Genomic DNA, 15,445 nt, shown 5'->3' on the forward strand with positions numbered 1-15,445 from the left:
GTGAGTCTGTGGGTCGGGGTTTTTTTATGTCCGGCCGCTGTCGCGCGTTTCAGGCGGCGCACGGGCAGAACAACAGGTGGATTTGGTCTTGAGGGAAATTCCTGTCGGCGTCCTGTTTTCGAAATCCGGATCCTATTCCGTGATCGGCCAGGAAGGATATTGGGGTGCCCGGATCGCCATCGACGAGGTCAACGCCTCCGGGCTGTTCGATTTCCGTCTGCTGAGGGTCGACCGGGACCCGGCGGGCTGTGCAGAAGCCTATGCCGTGGAGGCGGACCGGATGATGAGCGAGGCCGGATGCCGGCACATCATCGGCACGCAGACCTCGTCCAGCCGCAAGGAAGTGCTCCCGGTGCTGGAGCGCGGGCGCGGGCTGCTCTGGTACACGACGCCCTATGAAGGTTTCGAAAGCCATGACCGCGTGGTCTACACGGGGGCCTGCCCGAACCAGGGTGTCGTTCCCCTGTTCCGGCACATCGTGCCGAAGTTCGGCCGCAGCGCCTTTCTCGTCGGGTCGAACTACATCTGGGGCTGGGAAACCAATCGCATTGCCCGCGAGCTGCTGGCCGGCTGCGGCGGCGAGGTTCTGGGCGAGCGCTATGTCGCCATCGGCGACGAGAAGATCGCGCATCTGATCGCGGAAATCCGCGAAACACGGCCGGCCTTCATCCTCAACAACCTCATCGGTGTCAGCAGCTATGCCTTCCTGCGGGCCATGAAGACCCTGGCCGGGGAAGATCCCGCCTTCGCGCCAGACCGCTGTCCGATCCTGAGCTGCAATCTGACCGAAGCGGAGCTGCCTGTTCTGGGGGCGGCGGCAGACGGGCTGGTTTCCACCTCGACCTATTTCGAAACCCTTGAAACCGCGGAAAACGCGGCCCTGCGTGCGCGGCTGGCAAGCCTGCGCGGTCCGGATGCGGCGATATCCTCCATGTTCGTCGGCCCGTATGAGGCGGTCTGGCTGCTGGCGCGGGCCATCGAGGCCTGCGGAAGCGACCGGCCGGACGACGTGCTGACGGAGCTTTGCCGTCGATCCCACAGGACGCCGCTGAGGGATATCCGCATCGATCCGCAAACCCAGCATGCCCATCTGCAGCCGCTGATCGCGGTGGTGGAAGCGGGCGGCCCGGCGGGGGTGCCGCCGGTCGGCCGGGCGCGGTTCCGGATCATCGAACAGACCCGCGGGCCGCTGGCGCCGGACCCCTATCTCGTTCACTACGATCCGCTGGACCGAGGCGCCGGAGGGACCGCCGGCATGCCCGTTCCGGACAGCGGCAAGACCCCGAACCTGAGGCTGGTGTCGTCATGAGCAGCCTGTTCCGCACTCCCAGTTTCCGGGGCCGCTCCGCCAGCATTCTGCACCGGCCGCACGCGGACCGCGATGCGGTCTGTCGTCAGCTGCACCGTCTCGGTGTGGAGATCTCGACCGCATGGCCGGAGTTGCCCGCAGAAGCCCGGCAGGCGGACCTGCTGATTTTCGATGCCGATGCCGGCCATGATGCCCAGTTCCCCTGGTCCGTCGATGTGCATCCGATGCCGATGATCGCGCTCATGGGAACAGAGGCGCCCGGGCGCGTCGAATGGGCGATCCGGCGGGGTGCCATCGCGCATCTGAACAAGCCGGTCACGTCGAGCGGTGTCTATGGGGCCCTTGTCGTCGCGCAGCGGACCTTTGCCATGCGTCTGGCCTCCGAAGAGCGCATCGCCACGCTGGAGGCGCGCCTCGCCTGCCGGCCGCAGGTCGCGGAGGCCATTCTTCTGCTGATGCGACATCAGGGGGGCGACGCGGACACCGCCTATCGCCTGCTGCAGGACATGGCGATGACAAGCCGTCAGACCATAGAGGCTGTCGCCCGGGACCTCATCGATCGCGCGGGAGGGCAGAATGACGGCCGACGCGAAGCCTGACCTCCTGCCGGAGGTGGCCGTCGAATCGCCCCGCGGCGTGTTCCGGCGCCTGGTGGGCCGGAAACTGGCGCTTTTTGCCATGACGGTGATCGGGATCATTGTCGGGGCGGCCCTGTTCGCGCCGGTGGTGGCGCCGTTCAATCCGGAGGAACAGTTCTTCGAGGGACTGACGCTGGAAGGCGCGCCGTTACCGCCGGGTGAACGGTTCTGGCTGGGCACGGATCTTCTCGGCCGGGATCTTCTCTCGCGTCTGATCTATGGGGCCAGAACGTCGCTGCTCATCGGGATCGTGGCGAATGGCATCGCGGTTGCGGTGGGTGCCTTCGTCGGCATCCTTGCAGGTTTCTTCCGCGGCTGGGTGGAAACGCTGCTGATGCGGTTCACCGATCTGATGATGGCCTTTCCAGCGCTCCTGCTGGCCATCACCCTGGCCGCGCTCTTCCATCCGTCGCTGTGGATCGTCGCCATGGTCATCGCCATGGTGAACTGGGTGCAGATGGCGCGTGTCGTCTACACCGAAACCAGATCGCTTTCCGAACGGGAGTTCATTCTCGCCGAGCGCGCCATGGGGGCAGGGCTGTTCCGCATCCTGTTCCGGCACATTCTCCCGCACCTGTTGTCCACCATCGTGGTGTTCGGCACGCTGGGCATTTCCACGACCGTGCTTCTGGAGGCAACGCTCAGTTATCTCGGCATCGGCGTGCAGCCGCCGACCCCTTCCTGGGGCAACATCATCTACGAGAACCAGACCTATTTCACCTCGGCGCCCTGGCTGGTGTTCTTTCCCGGATTTGCCATCATCGCGCTGGCGCTGGGCTTCAATCTCCTGGGCGACAGCCTGCGGGAAGTGCTCGACCCGACCCAGAAGGGGAGGCACTGACCATGGGCGGCTATGTCCTCCGGCGCATCCTGCAATCGCTGCTGATCCTGCTCGGGATCTCGTTCCTGACGTTCATCCTGCTGTATCTAATCCCGGCCGATCCGGCGCGCCAGATTGCCGGCCGCAGCGCGACGGCCCAGACCGTGGAGAACATCCGCGAGCAGCTCGGGCTCAACCTGCCGTTTTACCAGCAGTATTTCCGGTATCTGACCGGTCTCCTGCAGGGCGACCTCGGCCGGTCCTACCTGCAGAAGACGGAAGTCGGTGAACTGATATGGTCGCGTCTTCCCGCGACACTCCTGTTGATGGCGGGCGCAATCGTCAGCGAACTTGCCATCGGCCTGACCATGGGGCTCGTTGCAGCCCTTCGCCGCAACACGGCGACAGATACGAGCCTCATGGTCCTTTCCTTCGTCGGCGTGTCGTCACCGCAATTCGTGATCGGCATCCTGTTGCTCTACGTGTTTTCCGTCCAGCTCGGCTGGTTTCCCATCGGCGGTTACGGGACGTTCCGGCACATGGTCCTGCCGTCCCTGACGCTCGGGCTGCTGGGGGCCGGCTGGTATTCGCGCATGATGCGCTCGGCGATGATCGACGTGCTGCGCCAGGATTTCATCCGTACCGCGCGGGCCAAGGGCCTGAAGCGCTGGCAGGTGCTGTTCGGCCATGCCATGCCCAACGCGCTGCTTCCGGTCATCGCCATGATCGGCATCGATATCGGCCTGTTCATGAGCGGCATCGTCGTCGTGGAAAGCGTCTTCGGCTGGCCGGGCATCGGTCAGCTCGCCTGGCAGGCCATCCAGCGTGTCGACATCCCGATCATCATGGGTGTCACCCTTGTCTCCGCATTCGCGATCGTTCTGGGGAACTTCCTTGCCGATCTGATCGCGCCCCTGATTGATCCGAGGATCAAGCTGCGCTGATGCGCGGCGAAACTGCCGGAAAATCCGCCGCAGAGCGAACCGGTCCAATCACCTGAACCTGGAGGTTTGACATGAACAAAACACTTCTGGCAGGGGCTGCCGCCCTACTTGCCGCCACGGCTCTCTCCCCCGCGCAGGCGGAGGACATCAAGCAGGGTGGATCGATGATCGTCACCTACAAGGACGATGTCTCCACGCTCGATCCGGCGATCGGCTACGACTGGCAGAACTGGTCGATGATCAAGAGCCTGTTCGACGGCCTGATGGACTATGAGCCGGGCACCACCAACCTGATGAACGATCTTGCCGAGGACTACACGATTTCCGACGACGGCAAGGTGTTCACCTTCAAGCTCCGTCAGGGCGTCAAGTTCCACAACGGCCGCGAAATGACCGCGGAAGACGTGAAATATTCCCTCGACCGGGTCGCCAATCCGAAGACCCAGAGCCCGGGCGCCGGCTTCTTCGGCTCCATCAAGGGGTTTGATGCGGTTGCCGCCGGCGACGCGGACAGTCTCGAAGGGGTCACCGTGGTCGATCCCTATACCGTGCAGATCGAACTGTCCCGCCCGGATGCGACGTTCCTGCATGTGATGGCGATCAACTTCTCGTCGATCGTTCCCAAGGAGGCCGTCGAGGAATGGGGCGCCGACTTCGGCAAGCATCCGGTCGGCACCGGTGCGTTCTCGCTGGAGGAGTGGACCCTCGGCCAGCGTCTGGTGTTCAAGCGCAACGAGGACTACTGGCGGGCCGGCGTTCCCAGGCTCGACGAGATCACCTTCGAGGTCGGACAGGAGCCGATCGTCGCCCTTCTGCGTCTGCAGCGCGGCGAAGCCGACATTCCCGGCGACGGCATTCCGCCGGCGAAGTTCCTCGAAGTCACCAAGGATCCGCAATACAAGGACCTGATCATCGAGGGCGGGCAGCTGCACACCGGTTATGTTACCATGAACGTGAAGATGCCGCCGTTCGACAAGCCGGAAGTGCGCAAGGCCGTCAACATGGCGATCAACAAGGACCGGATCGTGCGGATCATCAACGGCCGCGCCGTTCCGGCCAACCAGCCGCTGCCGCCGACCATGCCCGGTTACGACAAGGACTATGAAGGTTACGCCTATGATCCGGACGCGGCGAAGGCGCTTCTGGCCGAAGCGGGGCTCGGTGACGGTTTCGAGACGGAACTCTATGTCTACAACACCGATCCGAACCCGCGTATCGCCCAGGCCATCCAGGCGGATCTTGCCGCCATCGGCATCAAGGCGGAAATCAAGGCGCTGGCCCAGGCCAATGTCATCGCGGCGGGCGGCGAACCCGACCAGGCGCCGATGATCTGGTCCGGCGGCATGGCCTGGATCGCCGACTTCCCGGATCCGTCCAACTTCTACGGTCCGATTCTCGGCTGCGCCGGCGCGGTCAAGGGGGGCTGGAACTGGTCCTGGTATTGCAACGAGGAGCTGGACGCGCTGGCGACGGCTGCCGACAGCATGACGGATCCCGCCCAGAAGGCGGAGCGCGAGGAAGCCTGGCGCAAGATCTTCATCGCGGTCATGGATGACGCCGCCTGGGCGCCGGTCTTCCACGAACAGCGTTTCACGATGCGGTCCGAGCGGCTGGGTGGTCCTGACGCCATCTTCGTCGATCCGGTCCACATCCCCGTCAACTACGATTATGTATGGGCGAAAGATGTGCAGTAACTGCAAGGCCGCTTATACCATTCATGCGGCGCAACATCACTTCGGCTGGGACAATTCGTTTGCCCCGGTCGAGACGGTGGCTCCGGGCACGGTGCTCGAATTCGAGTGTCTCGACAGTTCCGCGGGGCAGCTGACGCCGGAAAGCACCGTCGAGGACGTTGCGGCCATGGATTTCGGCAAGATCAATCCGGTCAACGGCCCCATCCTTGTGGACGGGGCCGAGCCGGGCGATGCGCTGGTGGTGAAGATCCACGAGTTCAAGCCGTCCGGTTTCGGCTGGACAGCGAATATCCCCGGTTTCGGCCTGCTGGCCGACCAGTTCAAGGATCCTGCGCTGCATGTGTGGTCCTATGACAGGGACAAGCCGGTCATGTCCGCCTTCGCGCCTTTCGGCAAGGTGCCGCTCAAGCCCTTCGCGGGGACGATCGGTGTCGCGCCCGCGGAGGCCGGGCTGCATTCCATCGTGCCGCCACGGCGTGTCGGCGGGAACATGGATATCCGCGACCTTGCCGCCGGCACGACGCTCTACCTGCCGGTGGAGGTTGCCGGTGCCCTGTTCTCCATAGGCGATACCCATGCGGCCCAGGGCGATGGCGAGGTCTGCGGCACGGCGATCGAAAGCCCGATGAACACGGTGATCGAACTGGATCTCATCAAGGGCGCGGATCTGAAGATGCCGCGTTTCGAGACCCCGGGCCCGGTCACCCGTCATCTTGACGTAATGGGCTATGAGGTCACGACCGGTATCGGCACCGACCTGTACGCGGGCGCCCAGGCGGCCGTGTCCAACATGATCGATCTCCTGTGCGCCCGTCACGGCTACAGCGCGGTCGATGCCTACATGCTGTGTTCGGTCTGCGGCGATCTGAGGATCTCGGAAATCGTCGATGCGCCGAACTGGGTGGTGTCCTTCTATTTCCCGAAGGTCGTGCTCCAGTAGTCACATCCGGGCGGCGGCCGCGTGGCTGCCGCCCGTCTTTTCCAATCCAGTCAACAGAGTGAGCCGAGTGTCCGCAGCGTCAGATTCTTTCCAGTCCTCCGACGGCGTCATCCTGTCGGTCCGGGGCCTATGTACGGATGTTGCCACGCCCACCGGAGCAAGAACCGTGGTCAGGGACCTGTCTTTCGATCTGCGGCGCGGGGAAACGCTGTGCATCGCGGGGGAATCCGGGTCCGGCAAGTCGGTCACGGCGCTGTCCATCATGGGGCTGCTGCCGGAGCGGATCGCCCGGGTCTCTGCTGGCCAGGTGCTGTTTCAGGGGCGGGACCTGACGAAGATCCGCGAGGACGAGCTGCGCCGCATCCGCGGCGGCGACATTGCGATGATCTTTCAGGAGCCGATGACCTCCCTGAATCCGGTGCTGACGGTCGGACGGCAGTTGCGCGAGGCCATTCTGGCGCATCAGGACGTCTCGCGGGCAAAAGCGGAAGACATAGCGCTGGCGATGCTTGAATCGGTCCGGCTGTCCGAGCCGCGCCGCCGGTTGCGCCAGTATCCGCACGAATTGTCCGGCGGCATGCGCCAGCGGGTGATGATCGCCATGGCGCTTGCCTGCAATCCGAAGGTCCTGATCGCCGACGAACCGACTACGGCGCTCGATGTGACCATCCAGGCGCAGATCCTGCAGCTCATCCGCGATCTGCAGCGCGACTTCGGCACCGCCGTGATCATGATCACCCATGACATGGGTGTGGTCGCCGAAATGGCCGACAGGGTGATCGTGATGAACCAGGGGAGGATCGTCGAGCGGGGCGAGGTTGCCGATGTGTTCGAGCGGCCGTCGGATCCCTACACGCGCGGTCTTCTGGATGCTGTTCCGAAGCTGGGTGCCATGACGGGTGTCGACAGCGCGCCGGGGAAGGCAACCGATGCGCAGCCGCGGGTCCTCGATGTCGAGGATCTGGTTGTCCGCTTCGACCTGCGCGGCGGGCTACTCAACCGGGTCACTTCCCGCGTCCATGCGGTCGAGGGCGTTTGCCTGCACCTGAAGTCGGGCGAGACGCTGGGGCTGGTCGGGGAAAGCGGCTGCGGAAAATCCACCATCGGCAAGGCGCTCATGAATCTGGTACCCTGGGAAGGGACAGTCCGGGTGGCGGGGCAGCATGCCGGTGTCGGCGGGGCGGTGCAGCAGAAGCGCCTGCGGCGGGACATGCAGATGATCTTCCAGGATCCCTACGCCTCGCTCGATCCGCGCATGACTGCCGGGGATATCGTCGGCGAACCGCTGGTCATTCACGCCTTGTCGAAGGGGCGGGACCTCACGGATCGCGTGGCATCGCTCTTCGAGCGGGTGGGGCTGCCGGCAGAGATGATGAGGCGCCACCCGCACGAGTTTTCCGGCGGCCAGCGCCAGCGCATCTGCATTGCGCGGGCGCTGGCCCTGTCTCCGAAGGTGATCATCGCCGACGAAAGCGTTTCGGCCCTGGATGTGTCCGTGCAGGCCCGTGTTCTGGACCTGTTGCAGGAACTGCAGGAGGATCTGGGTCTTTCCTATCTGTTCATCTCGCACGACATGGCGGTGGTCGAACAGATCTCCCACCGGATCGCCGTCATGTATCTGGGGCAGATCGTGGAGACGGGGACGCGGCGGCAGGTCTTCGAAAATCCGCAGCACGAATATACGCAGCGCCTGTTGAAAGCCGTGCCCATTCCGGACCCGAAAAGGCGGCGCACCGTGTTCGATGTGCCAGCCGGCGAAATCCCCTCGCCGGTGCTGCCGCTCGGACAGGCCGTCAGCAGGGTGCGCTATACGGATGTGGGCGCAAGGCATCTGGTCGCGCAGGGCTAACCTGCCTTCGGTTCGGCCGCGCCCGCGTTTTCAGTCCGACGGAGCCACCCGGTAGGGAACGATGCCGCGCCGGCCGGGCTCGATGAAGGGATCCTTGTCGATTGCCGGGAAGGCGCGCTGGTCGCAATTGTCCCGCGGGCAGATCCGGCAGTTGACGCCGATGGGCTCGGGAGGCGAATTGCCGTCCACCGCAAGACCGTCCGCATAGACGATCGCATCGGCGTATTTGACTTCGCAGCCGATGCCGAGCGCGTATCTGCGTTCGCCTGTCCGGTAGTCGGGCTGATGCTTGGTCACACTGGTGGCCATGCAGATGTATTGAACCCCGTCGGGCATCTGGGCGATTTGGGCGGTGAACTTGTTCGAATTCTGTTCGAAGGCCTGATGCACGTTCCAGCGCGGGCAGGACCCGCCGAACCTGGCGAACTGGAAGCGGGTGGCGCTGTGTCTCTTGACGACATTGCCGGCGCGGTCGATCTTGACGAAGTAGAACGGCAAGCCGTTGGCGCCCGGCCGCTGCAGGGTCGACAGCCTGTGGCAGACGGTCTCGATGCTGGCGTCCATCTGGTTCGACAGCAGCTGAATGTCGTGGCGGCATCTCGTGGCGGCGCGCAGGAAATCGTCGTAGGGCAGCAGCAGTGCGCCGGCAAAATAGTTCCGCAGGGCAAGTCTGGCGATGCTCTGGGCCGAGCCGGTCTTGAACTTCGCCCGTTCGACTTCCGCCGAGATAAGATCCTTCACGCAGAGTTCGGCGATGAAGGACCCCAGCAGGAAATTCTTGGCCGACTGGGGAATGGCACCATAGATGAAAATCCGGCGGCTATAGTCTTCCTGGCGGATGAGGGTGCCCTGATAGTCGGGTTGCTGTTCGACCGTGATCTTGAAGCGCTGATCGAGCCAGCGGGTCAGGCAGTCGAATTTCGAGGCGCAGCCCGGCAGGCCGATTTCATAGCACAGCTTTTCCGCCGCCCGGTCGAGCAGGTCGACGTAATTGTCCATGTAGTGAAAGTAGTCGCGGACCTCGTCATAGGCGGATTTTCTCAGGGAGGTGCCGGCGTCCGCGGTGCCGTTCATGTGAACCAGCTCGTCCTCGATGGCGTCCCGATCCTGAAAGCTGCGCAGGTTGCCGTAGAGATCCATGATCGCCCTGGTGATGCCCGGTGCGCGGGTGACCAGCTCATGCAGTTCCTGCTTGCCGATGGTGGAACTGTGAAATCGGGTGTCGGCGAAGATTTCCTGCAGGTCCCGGACGACCCGGTCGAGATCGTTTTTCTCGAAGGCTGCCAGATCGGTTCCGAAAATCCGGTTGATGGCCAGAAGGACCGAGGCCGTGACCGGCCTGTTGTTGTTCTCGATCTGGTTGACATAGGCAGTCGACAGGCCGACTTTCTTGGCAAATTCGCCCTGGGACAGGCCGAATTCGGACCTGATCTGCCGCAGGGTGTGGCCGGAATAGAGTTTCTTGCTCAAGACACTGTCCTTGTCCGTCCGGAGCGCTTCGGAGGTCGGGTGTCCGTCCCGGCAGGGCCCTCCGGGACCCTTCCTTTGCGAAGGCTTGCGAATGCAGAATGCTCTATATGCAAATTATTAGCAATATACACTAAGCTTTTTTACATTTTACAAAATCGTCATACTGGTGAAAAGTCCCGAGCTACACCTCATAACGAAATCGGGAGAAAGCTATGACGGCTCAATTTGCTCTCGACGAAAGTGCCGGCCTGAAAGGGCAGGGCAATTCCGTCGCAGGATGTGCTCGCTGGCCGATCAACCTGTATGATGTGATGACGCCGCGCCAGCTCGAAATCATGCTTCTGCTGTGCGAGGGAATGGTCAACAAGCAGATCGCCTATGAACTGGATGTTTCCATCGCGACCATCAAGGTACACATCCGCAATGCCATTACCCGGCTCGGTGCGAAGAACCGGACGAACGCCGTGGCAATCGTCGCCGCCAACAGCGCGATCTTCAGAAACGCGGCCGGCTGACCACCCGGTGCATATCTCGCGGGACCGGAAACAGGATTTCCGGCTCAGGTTCCCCGTTTGACCATTGCGCTATGCATGCGCGTGACTTCCGTGGAGAGGAAGTCGCAGAAATCCTTGGCCACGATCGAAATCGGGCGGTGGGTCGGGGTGAGGATCGACAGGCTGTTCTGAACGCGGGGCCTGAAGGGCCTGAAGACGATCATCGGCGGGCCCATGCCGAGCCGGCCGTTTTCCTGCGCCTTGTAGGCGGTGATCATGTCGCAGATCAGGGCACAGAGCCCGGCCTGGACGAAATGCAGTCCCGGAAGGGCGGTCTGTAGTTCGAAACGCTGGTTGAACTGCACTCCGGCGTCCCTGAACCTGGCAAGGGTCTGCTTGTGACTGCGGTGGTCGGCGTGCAGCAGCGCCAGGGGGTAGCCGTCCAGCTCCGCCGGCGTGATGACCTCCCTGGAGGCCAGCGGGTCGGTCGCGGGAATGGCGCACATGCACTCCAGGTCGAAATCGATCTGGTCGAAAGAATTGCGCGCACGTGGCGTTTCCGCAAAGCCGATGTCGAACTGCTGGGCCGCGATCAGTTCCTCGATTTCCGAGGATGTCTTGCTCGCCAGGGCGACCTTGACGCTTGGCTTGTCGGCGATGAACCTCGACAGGCTGTCGGGCAGAAAATCGGATGTCGCTTCGGGAATGCCTGCGATGCGCAACTGGCCGTGTTCGCGATTGGCGAGGCCGCGCAGGGTGCGCTTGGACACTTCCAGTCGCTTGAGGATCGCCTCGGCTTCTTCCAGAAAGAATTCGGCTTCCGGGGTCGGGACGAGGCGACCCTGTTCGCGCATGAAAAGTTTCAGTTCAAGTTCGGTTTCAAGCCCGGCGATCGTCGAGCTGACAGCAGGCTGTGTCCGGCCGAGCGTGCGTGCAGCTTCAGAGATCGAGCCGCTGCGCATCACTTCGCGAAATGTGGCCAACTGCCGAATTGAAAGATTCATGGTTCCTCGAGAACCGCCCCCTGAAATTATATTTTGTTTAATGTGTCTCTTAATTTGGAGCGGGTCAACTACTGTGACATTAGGCACTGATTCGGATAGTTGTTAATTCTGTCAAATTCTCAATAAGTGGGGTTTTATCCAAGTTGGGCGGAAAAATCAGCTTAATTTTGCTTATGACGATGCAGATGCTGGTAAACTTCCGTAACGTCCGTGAAATTCTCTTCGCGTATTACGGGCGTGGCTGCCAGAGGCGGTCGAGATCGAAAGCATTCACGTCCTCGGCCAGTTCGATAAAGCCCCTGGCCGCGTGATCCAGAGACAGCCGGCCTTTTTCGGCCGTGGCCAGGGCGGCATTGCCCAGGGCGCCTGCCGGGTTCAGATCCTGCGCAAGCCAGCCGAACTGGGCTTTCCCATGTCCTCTCAGGTGCTTGAACTCCTTGAGGTAACTCTGTTGCTCCGACAGAAAGTCCTTCGCCAGATCCATCCGCACGAGTTCGGGGTGCAAATGCAGCATCAGCGATGTTTCGATGTCGCCACCGTGAATGCCGTAGGTGAATTCGTCTTGCGGAAAGAGCCCCTCCGGCTGGCCGAAGCGGAGCCAGTTGGTCGCGGTGACGAACATGTCGTGTTTCACCCGCAGTTCCCGGGCAACGATATCGAGAACCGGGACATTGCCGCCGTGGGCGTTGATCAGCACCATCTTGCGTATGCCTGCCCTGGCGACGCTTTCGCCGATCTCCAGCCAGCAGCGGGTGAGGGTGTCCCAGGACAGGGTCAGGGTGCCCGGAGAGTGGATGTGCTCGTCCGATTTGCCGATGGCCTGAACGGGAAGAAAGGTTACCGGCAAGGTGTCGGGCAGAAGTTCCACCACCCGGTTGATCTGGCCCTGCGCAATGGCGGTGTCGGTGAAGAGGGGCAAATGGGGGCCGTGCTGTTCGACCGCCGCCACCGGCAGCACAGCAATCCAGTTCTCCCGGTCGGCATCGCGAAAGTCGACCGTGGTCATTTCATGCCAGAAACGCTTGGGCAGCATGGTTCTGTCCTGTCCGGGTTGGAGTTTGTGTCCTCTTTGCACAGCCGGACGGGGCAGGCAAGGGTGCCCGGCCTTTGCTCCGGCACCGCCCGATCACGCGGATATGATGGCGGCTTTCCCGTAGCCGTTCAGACTTTACTGACCTCTTGCGGTGACAATCGCGCTCATGATTGGCGCGCTTCTGTCCAATGTGCCGGCAGCCCAGTTGAGAAACAGTGGTGTTGGCGGCGCAGTTGAATCCGGTTCCGGGGAGGTTTCTTCGAACCGGGATGGCGAGCGTGCGCGCGAAAGTCTTGCCGCACCGAGGGCCATGGCCCTGCGGGCGGCGAGCAGTCCGGTTCTGACGTCTGAAGCGGTTCTGGCGCTTCAGGATGCCGAGGGGTCCGAGGCGAACGCCCGGCGGCGGCCGGATGCGTCCGGCGGCAAGGCGGACACCCTTGAAGAAACGCAATCGGGCGCGGACGACCCGTTATCGTCCGGCGCGGAAGCAGATGGCGAGAGCGATCCTGCTTCGGGCAGTACCGGGGGCGCCACGGATGGTGCCCTGGAGGCTCCGCAGGACGAAGACGAGGATGCGGACGGCGACGGGCTGAACGAGGCGGAAGAAGAGCAGGTCGATGAGCTGGCGCAGCGGGACCGGGAAGTGCGGGCGCATGAACAGGCTCATGCACGGGCCGGTGGCGCTCATGCCGGCGCGCCCAGCTACACGTTTCAGCAGGGACCGGACGGCAAACGGTATGCGGTCGGCGGCGAAGTGCAGATCGACACCTCCAAGGAACGGACGCCGGAAGCAACGATCCGCAAGATGCAGACGGTCATCCGGGCTGCGACGGCCCCCGCAGAGCCCTCTTCCCAGGATCTCAAGGTGGCGCAGCAGGCCCGCGGGCAGCTGGCCGAGGCCCAGGCGGAACGCCGGAAGGAGGCAGCTGAGCCCTCCGAGGAAGGCGACAGCGCTGTTGACGGTCATTCCGCCGCCGAGCGGCCGGGAACGGCTGACGGACAAACAGGACCTTCAGACCGCGGGGCCTCCGTGCGGTCCGGGCAAGGATCGGATGAGTCTTCAGGCGAAACCGCCGGCTCCGGCGAGGGGCGTCCCGGATCGACCCCTGAGGGACATGATGCCATTTCCGCCTACCGGTCGGCGCTGGACCGGAGCAGGGAAAGCGCGCCTCCGGGCCGGGTCCTGGTTGCCTGACCGGCGGGGGCGAGAAGCGTGCTTGAGAAACGCATTCATGCGTGAGACAAAGGCGCTTCTCTCCAGGGACCGGTAAGCAGATGCACCGGTTCGCGACATTTCAGATTCTGGTCAAACCATGCAAGCAATTGCCGCCCGCCGGGTCGTTTCGGCGATCTTTTTCATGTGCGGGTCCGCCATCGGCCTGTGGGCCTCGCGCATTCCGGACGTGAAGAGTGCGACGGGGCTGGACGAGGGGGGCTTCGGTCTGCTGCTCCTCGTCATGGCCAGCGGCGCCTTTGTCTCCTTTCCCTTCACCGGCGTTCTCGTTGACCGGCTCGGAGCGGCGCCTGCGTCGAAGATTTTCTCGGTGGGGATTGTCATCAGCTTCACGACCATCGGCTTTGCGCCGACGACTTCCCTGCTGGCCGGGGCGATGTTCTTTTCCGGATTCTGTATCGGTGCGCTGGATGTCTCCATCAACGGCTGGGGGGCGGAGGTGGAAAAATCTCTCGGCCGGCCGGTGATGTCATCGTTTCACGGTCTTTTCAGCCTCGGCGCGGGAGCGTCGGCGGCGGTCGGCGGACTGGCGATCGAGGCCGGGTACACGCTGCCCTGGCACTTCAGCCTCTGGGCGGTCGTGACGGTGCCCTTTCTGGTCTGGTTCTGCCTCCAGCCCTGGCCGAAGGAGGAGAGCACCGGCGGAGCAGGGGGCAAGGCGCCGCTTTTCGCATTGCCGAAGGGGGGGCTCATTCTTGTCGGGCTGATCGCTCTCGCGGCTGCCTTAGGGGAAGGGGCGATCACCGACTGGGCCGCACTTTACCAGATCGACGATCTCGGTTACGCGGAATCCGTGGCCCCGACGGCGTTCACCGTCTTTTCCATCGCCATGGTCGTCATGCGGCTTGCCGGCGACAGGGTCATCGCCCGTTTCGGGCCCGTGCCGGTTGCCCGCTTGAGCGGGGTGGTGGCCTTCCTGGGCTGCCTGCTTCTGATATCCGGGATCAATATCTGGGTCGTCTGGACAGGATGTTTCATCATGGGCCTCGGATATGCGGTCCTTTTTCCGCTGGCCATGTCGCGAGCTGCCAGCGATCCGCACATGTCGAAAGGCTCCGCCCTTGCCGCGGTGGCGACGCTCGGATACGGCGCCTTCCTGCTGGGGCCGCCGCTGCTCGGCTTTCTCGGCGACGCCCTGTCGCTGCGAGCCTCCTTCGGTGCCGTTGCCCTTTTGACTCTGGGGCTGCCGTTCCTTGCCGGAGCCCTCAGGGTCAACGGCTAGGCATGGGCGGCTTCCGACCGTCCGGCCGACAGTGTCTGGCGCAAGCCGGAAAAGCAGTCGTCAGACAGATGCGCAGGGGAAAATTCTCACGCCAGGTCAAAACGTCTGTGCGGCATCCGATGTGTCATTTGACGGTTAAAGAGTTGCATTAGGGTGCGCCACATCAAGGCTGGGTATCGTTCGTTCGAATTGAGGACAGGTGTGGGTCAATGGCTTTCAACTACAAGAAGAGCATAACGTTTCGTCTGGTTCAGGCCGCGAAGGCGCAGCGGGCCCGTGCCGGCGCGCATCTGATGCGGATCGGACTGCATCCGGGGCAGGAGCTTGTGCTGAAGGTGCTGGCTGACGGTGACGGGCGCACCATGAGCCAGCTGGCCCTGGCACTCGGGGTCCAGCCGCCCACGGTGACCAAGATGATCACCCGCCTGTCCGCCCAGGGGTTTGTCCGCCGTCAGGTCTCCGATACGGACGGTCGTCTTGCCAGGGTTTTTCTGACGGATTCCGGCCGGGACCTGGTGCAGTCGGTCGACAAGGCCTGGAAGCGACTGGAACGCGAGGCCATGTCCGGCCTGGACGACAAGGACCGCAAGAAGTTGCGCAAGCTTCTGCGTCAGGTGGAAAAGAACCTGTCGGTTGCCGTCGATGATGATCCGGAGCACGAGTCCGATTTCGACACGGACGAGGAAGCGGACGACGGCAAGGGCAAGGAAAAAGAGCTCGCGGTCGCTTAGGAAGTCACACCCCGGGACCGGACGTGCAGCGCAGTGATAGAGGGTGAACTGGAACGAACCTCC

General features: G+C 63.1%; 14 protein-coding genes. 11 read left to right on the top strand and 3 right to left on the bottom strand.

The window, feature by feature from the left end:
- Positions 1-88: 88 nt before the first annotated feature.
- The 7 genes from DCO57_RS06690 to DCO57_RS06720 all read left to right on the top strand — a co-directional run bounded on the left by DCO57_RS06690 (position 89) and on the right by DCO57_RS06720 (position 8,194).
- Positions 89-1,309, top strand: a complete 1,221-nt coding sequence (locus DCO57_RS06690) for a transporter substrate-binding domain-containing protein (protein WP_165814669.1) — start codon at positions 89-91, stop codon at positions 1,307-1,309.
- Positions 1,306-1,908 (top strand): ANTAR domain-containing protein, encoded by a 603-nt coding sequence (locus DCO57_RS06695; RefSeq protein WP_116698094.1) that lies wholly within the window; start codon positions 1,306-1,308, stop codon positions 1,906-1,908. Before DCO57_RS06690 ends, DCO57_RS06695 begins: the two co-directional genes overlap by 4 nt.
- Complete coding sequence (locus DCO57_RS06700) at positions 1,886-2,788, top strand: ABC transporter permease (protein ID WP_116698095.1); 903 nt, start codon at positions 1,886-1,888, stop codon at positions 2,786-2,788. The genes DCO57_RS06695 and DCO57_RS06700 overlap by 23 nt, the downstream gene beginning before the upstream one ends.
- A gap of 2 nt (positions 2,789-2,790) precedes the next feature.
- Complete coding sequence (locus DCO57_RS06705; protein ID WP_116698096.1) at positions 2,791-3,711, top strand: ABC transporter permease; 921 nt, start codon at positions 2,791-2,793, stop codon at positions 3,709-3,711.
- A 71-nt stretch (positions 3,712-3,782) separates the two neighbouring features.
- Positions 3,783-5,405 carry an ABC transporter substrate-binding protein gene (locus tag DCO57_RS06710; protein ID WP_116698097.1) on the top strand — a complete coding sequence of 541 codons (1,623 nt, stop codon included), beginning with the start codon at positions 3,783-3,785 and terminating at the stop codon, positions 5,403-5,405.
- The gene (locus DCO57_RS06715) at positions 5,395-6,345 is read left to right on the top strand and encodes an acetamidase/formamidase family protein (RefSeq protein WP_116698098.1); all 951 of its coding nucleotides are present in this window, start codon (positions 5,395-5,397) and stop codon (positions 6,343-6,345) included. The genes DCO57_RS06710 and DCO57_RS06715 overlap by 11 nt, the downstream gene beginning before the upstream one ends.
- A 67-nt stretch (positions 6,346-6,412) precedes the next feature.
- Positions 6,413-8,194, top strand: a complete 1,782-nt coding sequence (locus tag DCO57_RS06720; protein ID WP_244287895.1) for an ABC transporter ATP-binding protein — start codon at positions 6,413-6,415, stop codon at positions 8,192-8,194.
- A 30-nt stretch (positions 8,195-8,224) separates the two neighbouring features.
- Here DCO57_RS06720 and DCO57_RS06725 read toward each other — a convergent pair whose 3' ends face one another.
- Positions 8,225-9,664: a helix-turn-helix transcriptional regulator gene (locus DCO57_RS06725; protein ID WP_116698100.1), complete on the bottom strand. Its 1,440-nt coding sequence runs from the start codon at positions 9,662-9,664 to the stop codon at positions 8,225-8,227.
- 212 nt (positions 9,665-9,876) lie between these two features.
- Between DCO57_RS06725 and DCO57_RS06730 the strand changes: the two genes are divergently transcribed.
- Positions 9,877-10,179, top strand: coding sequence for a helix-turn-helix transcriptional regulator (locus tag DCO57_RS06730; RefSeq protein WP_116698101.1), 303 nt, complete (start codon positions 9,877-9,879; stop codon positions 10,177-10,179).
- A 44-nt stretch (positions 10,180-10,223) separates the two neighbouring features.
- Here DCO57_RS06730 and DCO57_RS06735 read toward each other — a convergent pair whose 3' ends face one another.
- Positions 10,224-11,162, bottom strand: a complete 939-nt coding sequence (locus DCO57_RS06735) for a LysR substrate-binding domain-containing protein (RefSeq protein ID WP_116698102.1) — start codon at positions 11,160-11,162, stop codon at positions 10,224-10,226.
- 229 nt (positions 11,163-11,391) lie between these two features.
- Positions 11,392-12,195, bottom strand: a complete 804-nt coding sequence (locus DCO57_RS06740) for a creatininase family protein (RefSeq protein WP_116698103.1) — start codon at positions 12,193-12,195, stop codon at positions 11,392-11,394.
- A 166-nt stretch (positions 12,196-12,361) separates the two neighbouring features.
- On the opposite strand from DCO57_RS06740, the gene DCO57_RS06745 reads away from it, so the two are divergent.
- The 3 genes from DCO57_RS06745 to DCO57_RS06755 all read left to right on the top strand — a co-directional run bounded on the left by DCO57_RS06745 (position 12,362) and on the right by DCO57_RS06755 (position 15,382).
- Positions 12,362-13,390, top strand: a complete 1,029-nt coding sequence (locus DCO57_RS06745) for a putative metalloprotease CJM1_0395 family protein (protein ID WP_205756098.1) — start codon at positions 12,362-12,364, stop codon at positions 13,388-13,390.
- A gap of 118 nt (positions 13,391-13,508) precedes the next feature.
- Positions 13,509-14,651: an MFS transporter gene (locus DCO57_RS06750; protein ID WP_165814670.1), complete on the top strand. Its 1,143-nt coding sequence runs from the start codon at positions 13,509-13,511 to the stop codon at positions 14,649-14,651.
- Between the two features lie 209 nt (positions 14,652-14,860).
- A complete protein-coding gene (locus tag DCO57_RS06755) occupies positions 14,861-15,382 on the top strand; it encodes a MarR family transcriptional regulator (RefSeq protein ID WP_116698105.1) in 522 nt (173 codons plus the stop codon).
- Positions 15,383-15,445 lie beyond the last annotated feature (63 nt).

Source organism: Labrenzia sp. 011, from assembly GCF_003075075.1.
Taxonomy (GTDB): domain Bacteria; phylum Pseudomonadota; class Alphaproteobacteria; order Rhizobiales; family Stappiaceae; genus Roseibium.